Below are 18,222 nucleotides of genomic sequence, written 5' to 3' on the forward strand. Positions count from 1 at the left end.
GGGGGGCCCGTCGTACGAGGGCTCCTCGTACGGAGGCTCGTCGTACGGCTCGTCGGAGGGCGGTTCGTCGTACGGCTCGTCGGAGGGCGGTTCGTCGTACGGCGAGCCGTAGAAGGAATCGTCGTACGGGGGCTCGTCGAAGGGCGGCTCGTCGTCGGTCGGCGGGGCGGGCCAGTCGGGGTCGTCGTAGCTCTCGGGGGTGGGCGGGGCGGCGGGGAGGCCGTCGTCGTGTGCGGTGAGGTGGTCCAGGTGGGCGAGGACGGTCTCGGCGGCGGCGCGGCGGCGGGCCAGGGCGGCGTCGTCCAGGGGCAGCGGCCAGACCTGGTCGGCGGTCGCGGTGTGCAGCGCCGGGTTCTCCTCGTCCTCCGCGGGTTCGTCCGCCCAGGCCTCGATCTCGCCGTGGCCCGCCGCGCAGTGGTCGTGGAGGGCGTGGAGGAAGGCGGACGGGCCGCGGGGTTTCTTCTGGGTGGGGCCCCACCAGTGGCCGGAGCCGAGGAGGAGGGAGCGGGGGCGGGTGAAGGTGACATAACCGAGGCGGAGTTCCTCGGTGTGCTGGTGGTCCTTCATGGCCTCGTGGAAGGCCTTCATGCCGCGCGCGTCCCAGGTCGCGATGTCGGGGAGGGTGTCGGCGTCGCCGCGCAGCTCGTGCGGCAGCACCTTGGCCTGGGCGGTCCACTTCTCGCGGCCCTGGCCGCTGGGGAAGGTGCCGGTGACCAGGCCGGGGACGGCGACGACGTCCCATTCCAGGCCCTTGGACTTGTGCGCGGTGAGCACCTTGACGGTGTTCTCGCCGCCGGGCAGGGCGTTGTCGAGGCCTTTCTCGTACTGGGCGGCGGTGCGCAGGAAGCCGAGGAAGGCGAGCAGGCTCGCCTCGTTGTCGCCGGCGGCGAAGGAGGCGGCGATGTCGAGGAAGTTCGACAGGGTCTCGCGGCGGCGGGCGGCCAGGGCGTGCGGGGACGCTGACAGTTCGACTTCGAGGCCGGTGACGGCGAGGACGCGGTGCAGGACGTCCATCAGCGGGTCGGCCAGGGAGCGGCGCAGGTCGCGCAGTTCGGCGGCGAGGCGTGCGAAGCGTACGCGCGCGTCCGGCGAGAAGGGCAGCCCGTCGTCGTCCCCGGTGCCGTCCAGCGGGGTTTCGAGGAAGGTGTCGAGGGCGTCCGCGAGCGATATCACCTCGGACGGGTCGACGCCTTCGACGGCTTCGGCCAGGCGCCGGTCGGGGTCGTCGGTGTCGTCCCCGCGTGCGTGGGACACGAGCAGCCGCGCCCGCCGCCCGAGGAGGGCGAGGTCGCGGGGGCCGATGCGCCAGCGGGGGCCGGTGAGCAGCCGGACCAGGGCGGCGTTGGCCCCGGGGTCCTGGAGGACCTCGCAGACGGCGACGAGGTCCGCGACCTCCGGCAGGTGCAGCAGCCCGGAGAGGCCCACGACCTCGACGGGGACGTCCCGGGCGACCAGGGCGCCCTGGATCTCCGCGAAGTCGGTGGCGGTACGGCACAGCACGGCGATCTCGCCGGGTGCCTTGCCGGTGTCGACGAGGTGGGCGACGGAGTCGGCGATCCAGTCGATCTCCTCGGCGTGGGTGCGCAGAAGGGCGCAGCGGACCATCCCGTCGCGTTCGGCGCCCGGGGCCGGGCGCAGGGCCTCCACGCCCGCGTGCATCGCGCGCAGGGGCTGGGCCAGGTCGTTGGCGAGGTCCAGGAGACGGCCGCCGCTGCGGCGGTTCTCGCTGAGCGCCTGCCGGGTGGCGGGGCGGCCGTCGGCGTGCGCGAAGTGCTCGGGGAAGTCGTCGAGGTTGGCGACGGAGGCGCCGCGCCAGCCGTAGATGGCCTGGCAGGGGTCGCCCACGGCGGTCACGGGGTGGCCACTGCCGTCGCCGAACAGGCCGGCGAGGAGTATGCGCTGGGCGACGGATGTGTCCTGGTACTCGTCCAGGAGGACGACGCGGAACTCGTCGCGCAGGATCCGGCCGACTTCGGGGACCTGTGCGAGCCGTGCGGCGAGGGCGATCTGGTCGCCGAAGTCGAGGAGATCGCGGTCGCGTTTGGCGGCGCGGTAGCGCAGCACCAGTTCGGCGAGTTCCCGCCGGGCCGCGGCCGTCTCGGGCACCTTGCGCAGGTCGGCGTTGGTGAGTTTGGCGCCCTCCAGGGTGTGCGCCAGCCGGGCGTCCCACGCGCGCAGGTCCTCGGGGGGTACGAGGTGCTCGGCGAGTTCGGCGTCGAGGGCGAGGAGGTCGCTGACGAGGTCGGCGAAGGAGCGGGTGAGAGCCGGGTAGGGGCCCGGCGCCTCGCGCAGCACACGCGCGGCGAGCTGGTAGCGGGTGGCGTCGGCGAGCAGTCGGGATGTGGGCTCCAGGCCGATGCGCAGGCCGTGGTCGGTCAGGAGGCGGCCGGCGAAGGCGTGGTAGGTGGAGATCACCGGCTCGCCCGGCGGGTTGTCGGGGTCGATGACGTCCGGGTCGGTGACGCCGGCCTTGACCAGGGCCTTGCGGACGCGTTCGGCGAGCTCTCCCGCGGCCTTGTTGGTGAAGGTCAGGCCGAGGACCTGTTCGGGGGCGACCTGGCCGGTGCCGACGAGCCACACCACGCGCGCGGCCATCACCGTTGTCTTGCCCGACCCGGCTCCGGCCACGATCACCTGCGGTGCGGGCGGCGCGGTGATGCAGGCCGTCTGCTCCGGGGTGAAGGGGATGCCGAGGAGCTCCTTGAGCTGCTCGGGATCGGTGATACGGGCGGGCATGTCGTCAGAGGCTAGTGGCGGGCACTGACAGCGGAGGCCGCGTCAGCGCTCGGTGCGGGAAGAAGCGCAGGTCAGCGCGGGTGGTGTGATGGGTCACGCCGGTAGACGACGAGGTGGCCTCCGCACGCCGGTACTGGACGACGTGGTTTTCGCACGCCGGTCATTCCGGCGCCGTGGCCCTCGACGCCGGTCACTCCGGCGCCGCACGCCGGTACTGGACGCCGTGGCCCTCGCACGCCGGTCACTCGACGACGTGGCGTCCCTCCGGGCGGGCGCTGCACGACGCCCGGAACGCGCAGTGCGTGCAGTGCTGGCCGGCGGTGGGTGTGAAGCGCTCGTCGAGGACCTTGCCGGCGGCGGTGGCGAGAAGTTCGCCGACCCACTCGCCTTCGAGCGGCTCCTGTGCCTGCACCCTGGGCAAGCTGTCGCCGCCGTCCCGCTTGGCGGCGCCCTGCCGTAGTTGGACGAGTTCGGCGCCGCCGGGCTCGGGGCGTACGCCGTCGAAGGCCTCGTCCACGGCTCCCTCGCGGACGGCGAGCTGGTAGACGGCGAGCTGGGGATGGCGGGCCACTTCCGCCGCGCTGACGGGCTGCTTGCCGGTCTTGAAGTCGACGACGTAGGCGCGGCCCTCGCCGTCCGCCTCGACGCGGTCCATCTGACCGCGGATGCGCACCTCGTAGTCGCCCGCCTCGAGGGTGACGTCGAAGTCCTGCTCGCTCACCACGGGCGTGCGGCCCGTGCGGTCCATGACATGCCACTTCAGGAAGCGTTCGAGCGCCACGCGCGCGTGTTCCTTCTCCTGCGCCGACTTCCAGGGCGCGTCGAAGGCGAGCGCGTTCCACACGGAGTCGAGGCGTTCCATGAGGACGGCGAGGTCGGCCGGGGTGTGTCCGGAGGCGACCTCGTCGGCGAGGACGTGGACGACGTTGCCGAAGCCCTGGGCGGCGGTGGCGGGGGCGTCGGCCTTCACCTCGCGGCCCAGGAACCACTGCAGGGCGCAGGTGTTGGCGAGCTGGTGGAGGGCGCTGCCGGAGAGCACTACGGGCTGGTCCCGGTCGCGCAGCGGCACCTTGCTCTCGGTCGGCTCGAACATGCCCCACCAGCGGTAGGGATGTGCCGACGGCACCAGAGGGCGGCCGTCGTCGTCGCACAGCGCGGCCAGGCGGGCGAGACGGCGGGCGGCGGCCTCCCGGAGGCCTGCGGAGGCGCGCGGGTCGACCGTCGTGGCGCGCAGTTCCGCGACGAGCGCGGCGACCGACAGGGGGCGGCGCGGGCGGCCGGTGACGTCCTTGGGGTCGACGCCGAGCTCGGTGAGGAAGCGGGAGGGCTGGTCACCGTCGTCGGCGGGTGCCTTGACGGCGGTGACGACGAGGCGGTCACGCGCGCGTGTGGCGGCCACGTAGAACAGGCGGCGTTCCTCGGCGAGCAGGGCGCCGGGGGTGAGCGGCTCGGCGAGTCCGTCGCGGCCGATGCGGTCGGCCTCCAGCAGGGAACCGCGGCGCCGCAGGTCCGGCCACAGTCCTTCCTGGACGCCGGCCACGACGACCAGGCTCCATTCCAGGCCCTTGGCGCGGTGGGCGGTCATCAGGCGTACGGCGTCGGGGCGCACCGCGCGCCGTGTGAGGGTGTCGGCGGCGATGTCCTCGGCCTCGATCTCCGCCAGGAAGTTCAAGGCGCCGCGACCGCCGGTGCGCTCCTCCGCGCGCGCGGCGGTGGCGAACAGCGCGCAGACGGCGTCCAGGTCGCGGTCGGCGTTGCGGCCGGCCGCGCCGCCACGCCGGGCGGCCCGCTCCAGGCGCGTTGGCCAGGGCGTGCCGTCCCAGAGGTCCCACAGCGCCTCCTCGGCCGTACCGCCGCCGGCGAGGCGCTCGCGGGCCTTTCTGAGCAGCGCGCCGAGCCGCTGGGCACCGCGCGCGTACGTCGGGTCGTGCGTGACGAGGCGCTCCGGTTCGGCCAGGGCCCGGGCGAGCAGTTCGTCGGAGGGGGGTGGCAGGGGGTTGCCCGCGGCCCGTTCCTCCTCGCGCAGGGCGCGGCCGAGGCGGCGCAGGTCGGCGGCGTCCATGCCGGCGAGGGGGGAGGCGAGGAGGGTGAGGGCGGTCTCGGTGTCGAGCCAGCAGGGCTCGGCCGCATCGGCAGACGCCACCTCGGCAGACGCGACCTCGGCGTAGGCCACCTCGGCAGACGCCACCTCGGCGGAAGCCACGTCCGGGGAAGCTGCGTCCCGGGAAGCCGCGTCCGCAGAAGCCTCCTCGCCGGAAACTCCTTCGGCGGAAGCCACCTCGGGGAATGCCACGTCGTCGGAGGCCACCTCACCGGAATCCCCTTCGGCCGAAGCCTCCTCGCCGGAAGCCCCTTCGGCGGGCGCCGCCCCGGCCGAAGCCGCCTGTGCTGCTGCCCGCTCCTCCGGCCGCTCCCCCGCCTCCGCCGTCGCCACCGCCCGCAGGGCCGTCAGCAGCGGTGCCACCGCCGGTTCGTGGCGCAGGGGCAGGTCGTCGCCGTCGATGTCGAGGGGGACGCCGGCGGCCGTGAGGGCGCGGCGGACCGTCGGGATGGTGCGGGAGCCGGCGCGCACCAGGACGGCCATCTCGCGCCAGGGGACGCCGTCCTCCAGGTGCGCCCGGCGGAGGATGTCGGCGATGTTGTCCAGCTCGGTGCCGGGCGTCGGATACGTGTACACCTCCACGCGGCCCCCCTCGCGCGCGGGGGCGAGGTCGCGGTGGGCGCGGACCTTCTCGGCGGGAAGGCGGGTCAGCGGCATCCGCTGGGTGAGCAGGCGGGTGGCGGCCAGCAGAGCCGTGCCGGAGCGGCGGGAGGCGCGCAGGACCTGCACGGGGGCGGGACGGCCGTCGGGGCGCGGGAAGGCGCGCGGGAAGTCCAGGATGCCGTTCACGTCGGCGCCCCGGAAGGCGTAGATCGACTGGTCGGGGTCGCCGAAGGCGACCAGGGTGCGGCCGCCGCCGGCCAGGGCGTGCAGCAGCCGCACCTGGGCGGGGTCGGTGTCCTGGTACTCGTCGACATAGACGGCGTCGTACTGCGCGGCGAGCCGTTCGGCGACCTCGGAGCGACGGGCGAGGAGGACCGCGCGGTGGACGAGTTCCGCGTAGTCGATCACGCCGTGCAGGTCGAGGACGTCGAGGTACTCGGCGAGGAAGGAAGCCGCCGCGCGCCAGTCCGGGCGGCCGATGCGACGGGCGAAGGCGTCCAGGGCCGCGGGGCCGAGGCCCAGCTCGCGGCTGCGGGCGAGCACCGCGCGGACCTCGTCGGCGAAGCCGCGCGTGGTCAGGCAGGCACGCAGTTCGTCGGGCCAGCGCACGTGCGCGAGGCCGAGCCGTTGCAGATCGAGCTGGCCACCGAGCAGCTCACGGACGGCCACGTCCTGCTCGGGGCCGGACAGCAGCCGTAGCGGTTCGACGAACAGGTCACTGTCCTGGTGGGCGCGGACCAGGGCGTAGCAGTAGGAGTGGAAGGTGGTCGCCCGGGGAGCGCGGGCGGCGCCCATGCGCAGCGCCATCCGGTCGCGCAGTTCGACCGCGGCCTTCCGGCTGAACGTCAGCACCAGGATGCGCGCGGGGTCGGCGCCGCGGGCGACACGGGCCGCCACGGACTCGACCAGGGTGGTGGTCTTTCCGGTGCCCGGGCCTGCGAGGACGAGCAGCGGTCCGGTGGCGTGGTCAACCACGGAGCGCTGAACGGCGTCAAGACGAGGGGAGTCCACCCGGGGCGGCGGGGTACGCACCAGTCGGTAGGCGCCACGACTCCCCTGACGTCCCTGAGGGGGCGGCAGGCGCCTGGTGGAGGGAGAGGTGCTCACGTGGTTCGCCGGTCCTGGTGGGTGTGCTGGTGGGCGGAGCGCCGCTCGGAAGCAGCGGTGGTCGCGGGATGAGGGGGGCACGTGCGGGCGACGCTACGCCGACGAGTAACCCGGAAAGACGGCTTCCGCTTCTTCCCTCAGGGCCCTCATGGCCCGCGCGACCCGCATGCCACGCACGTCCCACGCCCTTCGAACGTACGCCATTCCGCGGACGTGCCCGTTTTCCCCCATACGAGCCACAAGTTCCCCTTGGGCGGGTCGGATGGCGGAAGCTGTCAGGTGTGACCTTCCGCGCGTTCGCCGCCGTCCCACCGCGCCCGTCTCATGTCCAGGCGTGGCAGGTGGCCCTCGGCGGCCCGGCTCGCCTCCTTCAGGGGCGTCCCCTCGGCACGGTAATGGCCGAGAGCCCGCAGCTCGTGGCCCGGCAGCAGCACCCCGTCGGCGCGCACGACGCGCCACCAGGGGACGGCTCCCCCGTAGAGCGCCATCACCCGGCCGACCTGCCGGGGACCGCCCTCCTCCAGCCATTCGGCGACGTCCCCGTACGTCATGACCCGCCCGGGCGGAATCAGCTCCGCGACCTCAAGGACCCGCTCGGCGTACTCGGGCAGCGCGTCCGTGTACTCCGGCCGGGCGTCGTCCGGAAGGCTCTGCTCGCTCATCCGCCCCATCCTGCCCCACCCCACCGACAATGCGACGGGCCCGCGGCCCTGTGTGAACCTCGCCCCCGTGCTGGGCTTCCGGCAGACTGTGCGCCCCCGCATTTGCACCCTGATGCCCCCGTGTGTCGGTGGGGCATGCCACCATCGTGCGGGCGGTGACCGGTGATACGAGACCAAGAAGAGACGATGAAGCAGCAGGGTGTGCATCCCGAGGACGCGGAGGGCACCTCTGACGCTGCGTCGCGCCCGGACACCGCCGGCCGCGCGGAATCCGACCGGGACAGGGGCCGTAGCGACCCGGCGGAAACCAGCCGGGACACGGGCCGTTCCGACCAGGCGGAAACCGTCCAGGACACGGGCTCGACCCACCCGACGCGAGCCGACCAGGACACGGGCCGTTCCGACCAGGCAGAGACCCACCAGGACACGGGCCGTACCGAACCGGCGCAAGCCGACCCGGGCGCAGACCGTACCGACCCCCCGCAAGCCCACCACAGTCCCGACCGTACCGACCCGCCCCCGCCCGAGCAGGAGCCCGACGGATCCCACTCGGGCAAGGCCGGCCGAGCCCACCTCCCGAGGGCCGGGCGGCACCCGCGGCGTGACGTGCTCACGGAAGCGGACAAGGACAGCGACCTCGTCGACGTGACCCACATCGACGAGGTGGAGGGCGACGAACCGCTGCTCCCCGCGCGCGTGCACCGCCCGTCCGACCTGATGCGGCTGCTCGTGGGCGTGCTCGCGGTGATCGTCCTGCTGGGCATCGCCGCCTTCGCGCACGGGACGACCTCGGGCCTGGAGCAGGACATCAACAAGGGCACCGGCCAGGCGCCCGACCTGCTCATCAAGATCGCCGGCCTGGCGTCCAGCATCGCGATCCTGCTGGTGCCGGTCGCCTTCGCGATCGAGCGGCTGATCAAGCGGGACGGGCTGCGCATCGCCGACGGCGTGCTCGCCGCGGTCCTCGCGCACGGCGTGACCCTCGCCACCGACCTGTGGGTGGCCAAGGCCGCCCCGGACTCGATCCAGGAGGCGCTCACCCAGCCCTCCCCCGGCGACATCCACGCCCTCACCGACCCCGTGCACGGCTACCTCGCCCCGGTCATCGCGTACATGACGGCCGTGGGCATGTCACGCCGGCCGCGCTGGCGGGCGGTGCTGTGGATCGTGCTGCTCCTCGACGCGTTCTCGATGCTCGTCACCGGCTACACCACGCCGTTCTCGATCATCCTGACGGTGCTGATCGGCTGGACAGTGGCGTACGGCACGCTGTACGCGGTCGGCTCGCCGAACGTCCGTCCCACGGGCCGGACGCTGATGGCCGGCCTGCGGACGGTCGGCTTCCATCCGGTCAGCGCGGCCCGCGAGGAGTCCTCCGAGGCGACGGAGGCGGGCGACCGTGGCCGACGCTACTTCGTCACCCTGGACGGCGGAGAGCCGCTCGACGTCACCGTGGTCGACCGCGAGCAGCAGGCCCAGGGGTTCTTCTACCGGGCGTGGCGGAATCTGACCCTGCGCGGCTTCGCCACCCGCAGCAGCCTCCAGTCGCTGCGCCAGGCGCTGGAGCAGGAGGCGCTGCTCGCCTACGCGGCCATCGCGGCCGGCGCGAACGCGCCCAAGCTGATCGCCACCTCCGAGCTCGGCCCCGACGCGGTGATGCTCGTCTACGAGCACACCGGTGGCCGCACCCTGGACTCGCTGGCGGACGAGGACATCACCGACGAGCTGCTGCGCGACACCTGGCACCAGGTGCGCGCCCTGCAGTCCCGCCGGATCGCGCACCGCAGGCTGGTGGGTGACGCGATTCTGGTGGATCGTTCCGGCACGGTGATCCTCACCGATCTGCGCGGCGGCGAGATCGCGGCCGGCGATCTGCTGCTGCGCATGGACGTCTCCCAGCTGCTCGTGACGCTCGGCCTGCGGGTGGGTGCCGAGCGCGCGGTGGCCGCGGCGCTGAGTGTCCTCGGTCCGGACGCGGTGGCGGACTGTCTGCCGATGCTCCAGCCCATCGCGCTCAGTCGCTCCACGCGCGCGACGCTGCGCAGACTGGCCCGGGAGCGGACGCAGCGCGAGCGTGAGGCGGTGCTGGAGGCGTCGCGGCTGGCCAAGCAGGCCCGTCACGAGGCCGCCGGACCCGAGACCCGCCCGGCCCTCGACAAGGCGGGCAAGAAGGCCGAGCGCGCCGAGGCGCGGGCCGAGAAGCGGGCCATCGACGAGGCACTGGAGGGGGCCCGCGAGGAGGACCTGCTGACGCAGATCCGGCATGAGGTGTTGCGGATCCGGCCCCAGGCACCGGTCGAGCCGGCCCGGCTGGAGCGGGTGCGTCCGCGCACCCTGATCAGCTTCATCGCCGGCGCGATCGGCGCGTACTTCCTGCTGACGCAGCTCACCCACATCGAGTTCGGTCCGCTCATCGCCAACGCCGAGTGGGGCTGGGTCGCCGCGGCGGTGCTGTTCTCGGCGCTGAGCTATCTCGCCGCGGCGATGAGTCTGCTGGGGTTCGTGCCGGAACGGGTGCCGTTCCTGCGCACGGTGGCGGCGCAGGTGGCGGGGTCGTTCGTGAAGATCGTGGCGCCGGCGGCGGTCGGCGGGGTCGCGCTCAACACGCGCTTCCTCCAGCGCGCGGGTGTGCGGCCGGGGCTCGCGGTGGCGAGCGTCGGCGCCTCGCAGCTGTTCGGCCTCGGCTGCCACATCCTGATGCTGCTGTCGTTCGGCTATCTCACCGGCACCGAGAAGACGCCGTCGCTGTCACCGTCCCGGACGGTCATCGCCGGTCTGCTGACGGTGGCGGTGCTCGTGCTCGTGGTGACCTCGGTGCCGTTCCTGCGGAAATTCGTCGTCACGCGCGTGAGGTCGCTCTTCGCGGGTGTCGTGCCGCGCATGCTGGACGTGCTCCAGCGGCCGCAGAAGCTGGTCACCGGCATCGGCGGCATGCTGCTGCTGACGGCCTGCTTCGTGATGTGCCTGGACGCGTCGATCCGCGCGTTCGGCGACGAGACGACGTCGATCAGCATCGCCAGTGTCGCCGTCGTCTTCCTCGCCGGGAACGCGCTCGGCTCCGCCGCGCCGACGCCGGGCGGTGTCGGCGCCGTGGAGGCGACCCTGACGGTCGGTCTGATTGCCGTGGGCCTGCCCAAGGAGGTCGCCGCCCCCGCGGTGCTGCTGTTCCGCCTGCTGACACTGTGGCTGCCGGTACTGCCCGGCTGGCTGGCCTTCAACCACCTGACCCGCAAGGGCGCCTTGTAGGGGCGGTCACGGCGGCCGTCCCCCGCACGGGATGCCCCGTGCGGCCCGTACCCCGTACGGCCCGTGCCCCGCGCGCGGGGGAGGGCGCGCGCCGAGGATGGGTTCATGCCGAACCCCTCCCGTCCGCGCGCCGCCGCGCTGACCGCCGTGGCCCTGCTGCTGTCGTCTCTGGTGGCGGGGTGCGGCGGTGACGCGAAGGGCGATGATCTGACGGAGCAGAAGCTCAGCTGGGAGGACTGTCCGGAACCGTCGCAGGCACAGGGCGGCGGCAACGCCCCGTCCCCGTTGGCGAACGGCGACGCGTGGCGGTGCGCCACCATGAAGGCGCCGTTGGACTGGGGCGATCCCCGGGGCGACACGATCGACATCGCGTTGGTCCGGGCGGGGGCCCGCGGCGACGAGCGCCGGCGGATCGGGTCGCTGCTGTTCAACTTCGGCGGGCCCGGCGGCTCCGGCGTCACGAGGCTGCCCGCTTCCGGCGAGACGTACGAGGCCCTGCGCACCCGCTACGACCTGGTGAGCTTCGACCCGCGCGGGGTCGGCCGCAGCGCAGGTGTGCGATGCCAGGACGACCAGCGGCTGGACGCCTTCTTCCAGCAGGACCTGACACCTGACGACGCCGCCGAACGCACCGCCCTCCTGGACAGCACCAAGGAGTTCAACGAGGCGTGCGAGGAGCACTCGGGGAAGGTACTGCCGCATGTGCGCACCACCGACGCGGCTCGTGACCTGGACCTCATGCGGCAGGTCCTCGGCGATGACAAGCTGTACTACTTCGGCATCTCGTACGGAACCGAACTGGGCGGTGTCTACGCCCATCTGTTTCCGAAGAAGGTCGGCCGGGCCGTGTTCGACGCGGTCGTCGACCCCACGCGGACTCCCGAGCAGAACGCGCTCGCCCAGGCGAAGGGCTTCCAGCTGGCGCTCGACAACTACGCCGAGGACTGCGCCGCGAGGAGCGAGGGCTGCGCTGTCGGGGCCACCGCGCAGGACGTGAAGAACCGTATCGCCGCGCTGCTGGACGATCTCGACGCCAGGCCGGTACCGGGCATCTACCCGCGTGAGCTGACCCAGGGCACCGCGATCAACGGCATCCTGCAAGCGCTGTACTCGAAGGAGTTGTGGCCGATCCTCACCGAGGGGCTCCAGCAGGCCTACGCCGGGGACGGCAGGATCCTGACGCTGCTGTCCGACTCGTTGAACGGCCGCAGCCAGAACGGCGAGTACAGCAACCGCACGGCCGCCAACGTCGCCATCAACTGCGCGGACGAGAAACCGCGTTACTCGGTCGCCCACATCCAGCGCAGGCTCCCCGAGTTCCGGGCCGCCTCCGCGCTGTTCGGGGAATCCCTGGCCTGGGGGATGGCCGCTTGCGCGGGCTGGGCGGTGCCGGGCGCCGCCGACCACCCGGACGTGAGCGCGCCCGGAGCCGCGCCGATCCTCGTGGTGGGCAACACCGGCGATCCGGCGACCCCGTACGAAGGGGCGCGTGCCATGGTGCGGGCGCTGGGCTCAGGCGTGGGGGTGGAGCTGACGTTCAAGGGCCAGGGGCATGGCGCGTACAGCCGTGAGAACAAGTGCGTACGGACGGCGGTGAACGGCTATCTGCTGGACGGCAAGGTGCCCGCCGCCGGCACGGTCTGCTCCTGACCATCTCCCGCATCGGAGGCGAATCCACAGGTCAGAGGGTTATCCACAGGCTTCGGCAGTCGTCGCCCGCGCCGCCTACTATGACCTGACAGCCGTCCGCCGCCCGGTGCGGACGGTCCTCGAGGGGGGAACGGCACATGGCTCGACTCGTACGGTGGGCGGCGCTGGGCGCCGCCGCCACGCTCCTGGCGACGGGCTGCGGCGGCTCGTCGGACGACGGAGGGGACGGAAAGGGGAGCAAGACCGACGCACGGCCGTCGTCCGGCTCCTCCGGCACCACGGGCGGTACGGCGGCCCTGCCCGCCTCGCTGACCGGGCAGAAGCTCGACTGGGGGCGCTGCAAGGCCACCGAGGACTCCCCCGCGCCGAGCAGCGAGTGGCAGTGCGCGACGCTGAAGGTGCCGCTGGACTGGTCGAAGCCGGACGGCGACACGATCGGTCTCGCGCTGGTCCGCGCCAAGGCCAGCGGCGGCAGCGGCAAGCGGATCGGCTCGCTGCTGTTCAACTTCGGCGGTCCGGGCGGCTCCGGGGTGTCCACCATGCCGGCCTACGGCTCCACCGCCTCGTCGCTGCGCGAGCGCTACGACCTGGTGAGCTGGGACCCGCGCGGGGTCGGCGCCAGCGAGGGCATCCGCTGCCGTGACGACAAGGCGATCCAGGCCGCCGAGTCCGTCGACTCCACTCCGGACACCCCGGCCGAGGAGCAGGCCTACCTCCAGGACGCCACCGCCTTCGGCAAGGGCTGCGAGAAGGCCGCCGGCCCGCTGCTGGCGCACGTCTCGACCACCGACACCGCCCGCGACATGGACCTGATGCGCCAGGTCCTCGGCGACACGAAGCTGCACTACTTCGGTATCTCCTACGGCACCGAACTGGGCGGTGTGTACGCCCATCTGTTCCCGAAGAACGTGGGACGGCTGATCCTCGACGCGGTCGTCGACCCGACCGCCGACTCGGTGGGCCACGCGAAGAACCAGGCGCGGGGCTTCCAGCTGGCGCTCGACAACTACCTGAAGTCGACCGGGCAGGACCCCGAGGAGGGCAGCGCGAAGATCGCGGCCCTGCTGAAGCGGATCGACAGCGATCCACTGCCGACCTCGTCCGGGCGGAAGCTGACGCAGTCGCTCGCGGTCACCGGCATCGTGCTGCCGCTGTACAGCGAGGAGGGCTGGTCGACCCTGACCGCCGCCCTGGAGTCGGCCGAGCAGGGGGACGGCTCGGAGCTGCTGACGCTCGCGGACGCCTACAACGAGCGCAACACCGAGGGGAACTACGGCACGACGACCCACTCGCAACGGGTCATATCGTGCTTGGACGGCAAGCAGCGGCCGACGCTGGAGGAGACGAAGAAGCTGCTGCCCGAGTTCGAGAAGATCTCGCCCGTGTTCGGCACCTTCCTCGGCTGGGACACGGCCGGCTGGTGCCACGACTGGCCGGTGGACGGGCAGTTCGACACCCCGGAGGTGAGCGCGGCGGGCGCGGCGCCGATCCTGCTGGTGGGCAACACCGGCGACCCGGCGACCCCCTACGAGGGCGCGCGGAAGATGGCGGACGAGCTGGGCAAGGGCGTCGGCGTACTGCTCACCTGGAAGGGCGAGGGGCACGGGGCGTACGGCAGCGGGAGCGACTGCGTCGACTCGGCGGTGGACGGCTACCTGCTGAACGGCACGGTGCCGAAGGACGGCACGGTCTGCTCATGACGGCGGCGGGGGCTCCGCCCACCCGTGGTGTGCGAAGCCCCCGCCGTCCGGGCCGTGGGTGCGGGTCAGTAGACCGGCTTGCTCGGCTCGATCTGGTTGACCCAGCCGATCACTCCGCCGCCGACGTGCACGGCGTCCGCGAAGCCCGCGGACTTCAGGACCGCGAGGACTTCCGCACTGCGGACGCCTGTCTTGCAATGCAAGACGATCTTCTTGTCCTGCGGCAGGCCTTCGAGGGCGGTGCCCAGGAGGAACTCGTTCTTCGGGATCAGCCTGGCGCCCGGGATGGAGACGATCTCGTACTCGTTCGGCTCGCGGACGTCGATGATCTCGATGTTCTCGCCGTCGTCGATCCACTCCTTGAGCTGCTTGGGAGTGATCGTCGAGCCGGCGGCCGCCTCCTGGGCCTCCTCGGAGACGACGCCGCAGAAGGCCTCGTAGTCGATGAGCTCGGTGACGGTCGGGTTCTCGCCGCAGACCGCGCAGTTCGGGTCCTTGCGGACCTTGACCTGGCGGTACTGCATCTCCAGGGCGTCGTAGATCATCAGGCGGCCGACCAGCGGCTCACCCGTGCCGGTGAGGACCTTGATGGCCTCGGTGACCTGGATGGAGCCGATGGACGCGCACAGCACGCCCAGGACGCCGCCCTCGGCGCAGGACGGGACCATGCCGGGGGGCGGGGGCTCCGGGTAGAGGCAGCGGTAGCAGGGGCCGTGCTCGGACCAGAAGACGGAGGCCTGGCCGTCGAAGCGGTAGATCGAGCCCCACACGTAGGGCTTGTTCAGCAGCACGCACGCGTCGTTGACCAGGTAACGGGTCGCGAAGTTGTCCGTGCCGTCGACGATCAGGTCGTACTGGCTGAAGATGTCCATCACGTTGTCGGCCTCGAGCCGCTCCTCGTGAAGGATCACGTTCACGTACGGGTTGATGCCCTTGACGCTGTCGCGCGCGGACTCGGCCTTGGAGCGGCCGATGTCGGCCTGGCTGTGGATGATCTGGCGCTGCAGGTTCGACTCGTCGACCTCGTCGAACTCCACGATGCCGAGGGTGCCCACGCCCGCGGCGGCCAGGTACATCAGCGCCGGCGAGCCCAGGCCGCCGGCGCCGACACACAGCACCTTGGCGTTCTTCAGCCGCTTCTGCCCGTCCATCCCGACGTCGGGGATGATCAGGTGGCGGGAGTACCTGCGGACCTCGTCTACGGTGAGCTCAGAGGCTGGCTCGACCAGGGGTGGCAGCGACACGGGGACTCCGTTGGTCGGTCGATCACTACAGTTGTTCTCCCCGTAACACTGCCACGGCCTTCTTCATTCCGAGACACCTGTTCCGATGCGCGAGACGATGTCGTCCCAGTAGCCGGGAATCGTCTCCCAGGGGTCGACCAGGCCACCCCGGTCGTGACGGTCGGTGAACCAGATCGTCGCGGCACCCTGCCAGCGGGCGATGCGCAGGGCCTCCTCCAGGTGGCAGCGGGGCACGCCGTGCACGAAGTGGCAGAACCGCTCGGGCGGATGGGCCGCGGTCCACTCGGCCGCCTGCGACCAGCGGTAGTCGCTCCAGGAGCCGGAGAAGGTGACCATCTGGTCGGCGTACTCGAGGTAGCCGGGGTACGGGTGGGTGCCGTGACCGAGGACGATGTGGGGTGCGTCACCCAGCGTACGGAGCGTGGCGACCGTGCTGCGGACCTCGGGGAGGGCGTCGCGTTCGGTCGGGCAGCGGTCCAGGAGGAAGCCGTCGACCTGGTACCAGTCGAGGTGGCGGCGCGCGTCGCAGACCAGCTCGGCGAAGAGGCGGGCCCCGTAGGGGGCGTCGAGGCGGCCGAGGACGCGGACGCCCGCGTTGTGGAGCCGGCCGGCGGCCTCCAGGCAGTGCGGGTCGGGGCGGACACCGGGCCCGTCGGCGACGTCGAGGACGACCCAGTGCAGGGGCCTGCCGGGACGGGTGAGTTCGGCCCATTCCCGCGGCGCGAGGAGCGGGTGCGCGAAGCCGGGTACGCCGAACCCGGTGCGGAGGTCGGTGCTCGCGGTGCCCGCCGGTCTGCCGGTCAGATACGGCATGCCGCCTCCATCCAGATGTCGGCGAGTGACTCCTCGAGGTTGATCCGGGGCCGCCAGCCGAGCCGGTCGCGTGCGGTGCGCACATCGGCCTGCTGCCAGCTGCCGCAGCCGTCCGGGTACGGGTACGCGACCGGGGCGGCGTGGTCGGCGTCGGCGCGCGGATGGCCGATGGCCGGTCGCAGGTGGGCGCCGGGCGGGCCGTCGAGTTCATGGAGGGCGCCGCCGTATCCGGCCACGCGGGCGAGGACCGCGGCGGCGTCGCGCAGGCGGACGGCGCGGCCCGAGCCGATGTTGATGACGCCCTGCGCGGCGGAGAGCGAGGCGGCGTGCACGGCACGGGCGACGTCGCGGACGTCGACGAAGTCGCGCTGGGCGCCGAGGCCGCCGAGTTTCAGCTCGCCGTCGCCGGACTGCATGGCGCGGCGCATGGCCTCGGCGAGCCGGCCGAGCGGGGACCCGGCGGGGGTGCCCGGTCCGGTCGGGGAGAAGACCCGCAGCACGACCGCGTCCAGGCCGGAGCCGAGGACCAGTTCGGTGGCGGCGAGCTTGCTGACGCCGTACGGGCCGCCGGGGCGGGGGACTGCGTCCTCGGCGGTGGAGGAGCCGGGCTGGCTCGGGCCGTACTCGGCGCCGCAGCCGATCTGGACCAGCCGGGCGCCGCAGCCGCTGCGGCGCAGGGCCTCGCAGACGGTGGCGACGGCGACGGTGTTGTGCCGGGTCAGTTCCCGGGCGCCGCCGCGGGTGGCGCCCGCGCAGTTGACGACGACCTGGGGATGGACCGCGTCGAGGAAGCGGGTGAGGGCGCCGGGGCTGCCGGTCGCGAGGTCGAAGCGGACGTCGGCGTCGTCGCCGCGGCCGAGCGCGGTGAGCTGGACGGCCGGGTCGGCGAGCAGGCGGTCGGCGACGAAGCGGCCGAGGTAACCGTTGGCTCCGATCAGCAGGACCCTCATCGCGCGACTCCTCGGGTAAGCGTTCCGGCTGCCGGGACGGCGGCGGGTACGGCAGCGGACACGGCTGCGGGTACGGCGGCGGCTGCTCCGGTGACCGCGGGGGCTCCTGCGACCGCGGTTGCCCCGGTGGCTCCGGTCGCCCCGGATCGGGAGGTGGTCATCTGGTCTCTCCTTCGAGGGTGGTGCGGTGGGTGGAGGAGCGCGTGCGTCGTGCGGTCCGTGCACGGTGGGGGTGGCGCGGCGCCCGGTGGTCGGGGGGCGGCGGGCCCCCGGTGCGCGGGCGGGCGGTCCGCCGTCAGCACGGCGGGTCCGTCCCCGCGTGGGCCGAGGCCCGGGTGAGTGTGCGGGTCGCGTGGACCAGCAGGATCAGGGCGGCCGCTCCGCAGGCCAGGGCCGGGACGCCGGCCGGCCCCCAGGCGGCCACCAGGATGTCCACGGGGACGGCCAGAAGGCCGCAGCCGGGCAGCCGGCCCGCGAAGACCGTCGCCAGGGCGAGCGCCTCGGCCGCGCCGGCGGCGCCGAGCATGACCGCCGAGGCGTGGGTGAAGCCGTGCACGGTGAGGAGGCGGGCGAGGAAGAGGAGGGCGCCCAGCGTCAGGGTGCGGGCGGCGTGGGCGGGCTCGTCGAGGGCCGCCGCGCAGAGGGCGGTCAGGGCCGCGAGCGCGCCCAGGAACAGGACGAACGTGCCGAGCAGCAGGGGCCGTACGGAGGCGGCGAACTCTTCCAGACCACGGCTGGCGTTCAGCCGGCGCCCCGCGTGGACGGCCAGGAGGTGGGCGCTCCAGGCGGCGGGCGCGCAGGCCAGCGCGAGGGTGATCAGGGGTGCGGCGGCCACCGGCCAGGGGCCGCCCGCCGATCCGGTGGGCAGGCCGTCGGGGCCGCCGTCGACGGCGGCGCGCAGAAGGCCGTCACCGAGGGCGGCGTAGCCAAGGAGCCAGCAGGTCCAGGCCCGACCGCCCGTGCGGTGCCGGCCTGGGCGGGTGTGGCCGCGCGGGCTCAGCGGGCCACGGCGCAGTGCCGCGCGCAGGGCGAGGGCGACGGCCAGGAAGCCCGCGGCGATGACGAGCGAGCGTGCCCGGGCGTCGGTGAACCGCGCTCCGGCGAGGGTCGCGGCGCACAGCGCGCCGGGGAGCAGGGTGAGCAGCGCCCAGACCGGACGGGCCCGTGGGACCGTGGCGGGCGCGGGGCTCGGGGAGGTGTCGCCGGGGCGGGGGACACGGGCGTACATCTCCTCCGCGAGGGAGAAGACGTCCCGGTGCCGGAAGCGGGCGGCGGTCCGGTCGGTGATTCCGTGGGCCTCCAGCCCGGCCGCGATCTCCAGCGGGTCGACGGCCCGTTCGCACAGCTCTCGGTGCTGGTGCATCAAGGTCTTGACCGGGTCGGCGCTTCCTCGGCGGGGGGCGGGCGGGC

The 18,222-nt window shown here is 73.2% G+C and carries 10 protein-coding genes; 3 read left to right on the plus strand and 7 right to left on the minus strand.

The features are described 5' to 3' along the window. The 3 genes from ALMP_RS03045 to ALMP_RS03055 form a co-directional block, all read right to left on the minus strand. Positions 1-2,736: ATP-dependent helicase (locus ALMP_RS03045; protein WP_264924444.1), on the minus strand; the 2,736-nt coding region annotated here is incomplete at its 3' end. A 241-nt stretch (positions 2,737-2,977) separates the two neighbouring features. Continuing rightward, positions 2,978-6,547, minus strand: a complete 3,570-nt coding sequence (locus ALMP_RS03050) for an ATP-dependent DNA helicase (RefSeq protein WP_264924445.1) — start codon at positions 6,545-6,547, stop codon at positions 2,978-2,980. A gap of 275 nt (positions 6,548-6,822) precedes the next feature. After that, positions 6,823-7,209 (minus strand): MGMT family protein, encoded by a 387-nt coding sequence (locus ALMP_RS03055; RefSeq protein WP_309299422.1) that lies wholly within the window; start codon positions 7,207-7,209, stop codon positions 6,823-6,825. A gap of 186 nt (positions 7,210-7,395) precedes the next feature. Here ALMP_RS03055 and ALMP_RS03060 point away from each other — a divergent pair, with 186 nt between their 5' ends. The 3 genes from ALMP_RS03060 to ALMP_RS03070 all read left to right on the plus strand — a co-directional run bounded on the left by ALMP_RS03060 (position 7,396) and on the right by ALMP_RS03070 (position 13,805). After that, positions 7,396-10,455: a lysylphosphatidylglycerol synthase domain-containing protein gene (locus tag ALMP_RS03060; RefSeq protein ID WP_264924447.1), complete on the plus strand. Its 3,060-nt coding sequence runs from the start codon at positions 7,396-7,398 to the stop codon at positions 10,453-10,455. A 105-nt stretch (positions 10,456-10,560) separates the two neighbouring features. Next, positions 10,561-12,105: an alpha/beta hydrolase gene (locus tag ALMP_RS03065; RefSeq protein ID WP_264924448.1), complete on the plus strand. Its 1,545-nt coding sequence runs from the start codon at positions 10,561-10,563 to the stop codon at positions 12,103-12,105. A gap of 137 nt (positions 12,106-12,242) precedes the next feature. Next, positions 12,243-13,805 (plus strand): alpha/beta hydrolase, encoded by a 1,563-nt coding sequence (locus tag ALMP_RS03070; protein ID WP_264924450.1) that lies wholly within the window; start codon positions 12,243-12,245, stop codon positions 13,803-13,805. 65 nt (positions 13,806-13,870) lie between these two features. On the opposite strand, the gene moeZ is transcribed toward ALMP_RS03070, so the two are convergent. From moeZ to ALMP_RS03090, 4 genes are all read right to left on the minus strand, one after another. After that, complete coding sequence (gene moeZ, locus ALMP_RS03075) at positions 13,871-15,049, minus strand: adenylyltransferase/sulfurtransferase MoeZ (RefSeq protein WP_189942738.1); 1,179 nt, start codon at positions 15,047-15,049, stop codon at positions 13,871-13,873. A 63-nt stretch (positions 15,050-15,112) separates the two neighbouring features. Continuing rightward, the gene (locus ALMP_RS03080) at positions 15,113-15,862 is read right to left on the minus strand and encodes a spherulation-specific family 4 protein (protein WP_264924452.1); all 750 of its coding nucleotides are present in this window, start codon (positions 15,860-15,862) and stop codon (positions 15,113-15,115) included. Then, the gene (locus ALMP_RS03085) at positions 15,850-16,812 is read right to left on the minus strand and encodes an NAD(P)-dependent oxidoreductase (RefSeq protein ID WP_264924453.1); all 963 of its coding nucleotides are present in this window, start codon (positions 16,810-16,812) and stop codon (positions 15,850-15,852) included. The genes ALMP_RS03080 and ALMP_RS03085 overlap by 13 nt, the downstream gene beginning before the upstream one ends. A 295-nt stretch (positions 16,813-17,107) precedes the next feature. Continuing rightward, a partial coding sequence (locus tag ALMP_RS03090; RefSeq protein WP_264924455.1) for a hypothetical protein occupies positions 17,108-18,222 on the minus strand: 1,115 nt, incomplete at its 5' end.

It is taken from the genome of Streptomyces sp. A012304 (genome assembly GCF_026008495.1).
Classification (GTDB): domain Bacteria; phylum Actinomycetota; class Actinomycetes; order Streptomycetales; family Streptomycetaceae; genus Streptomyces.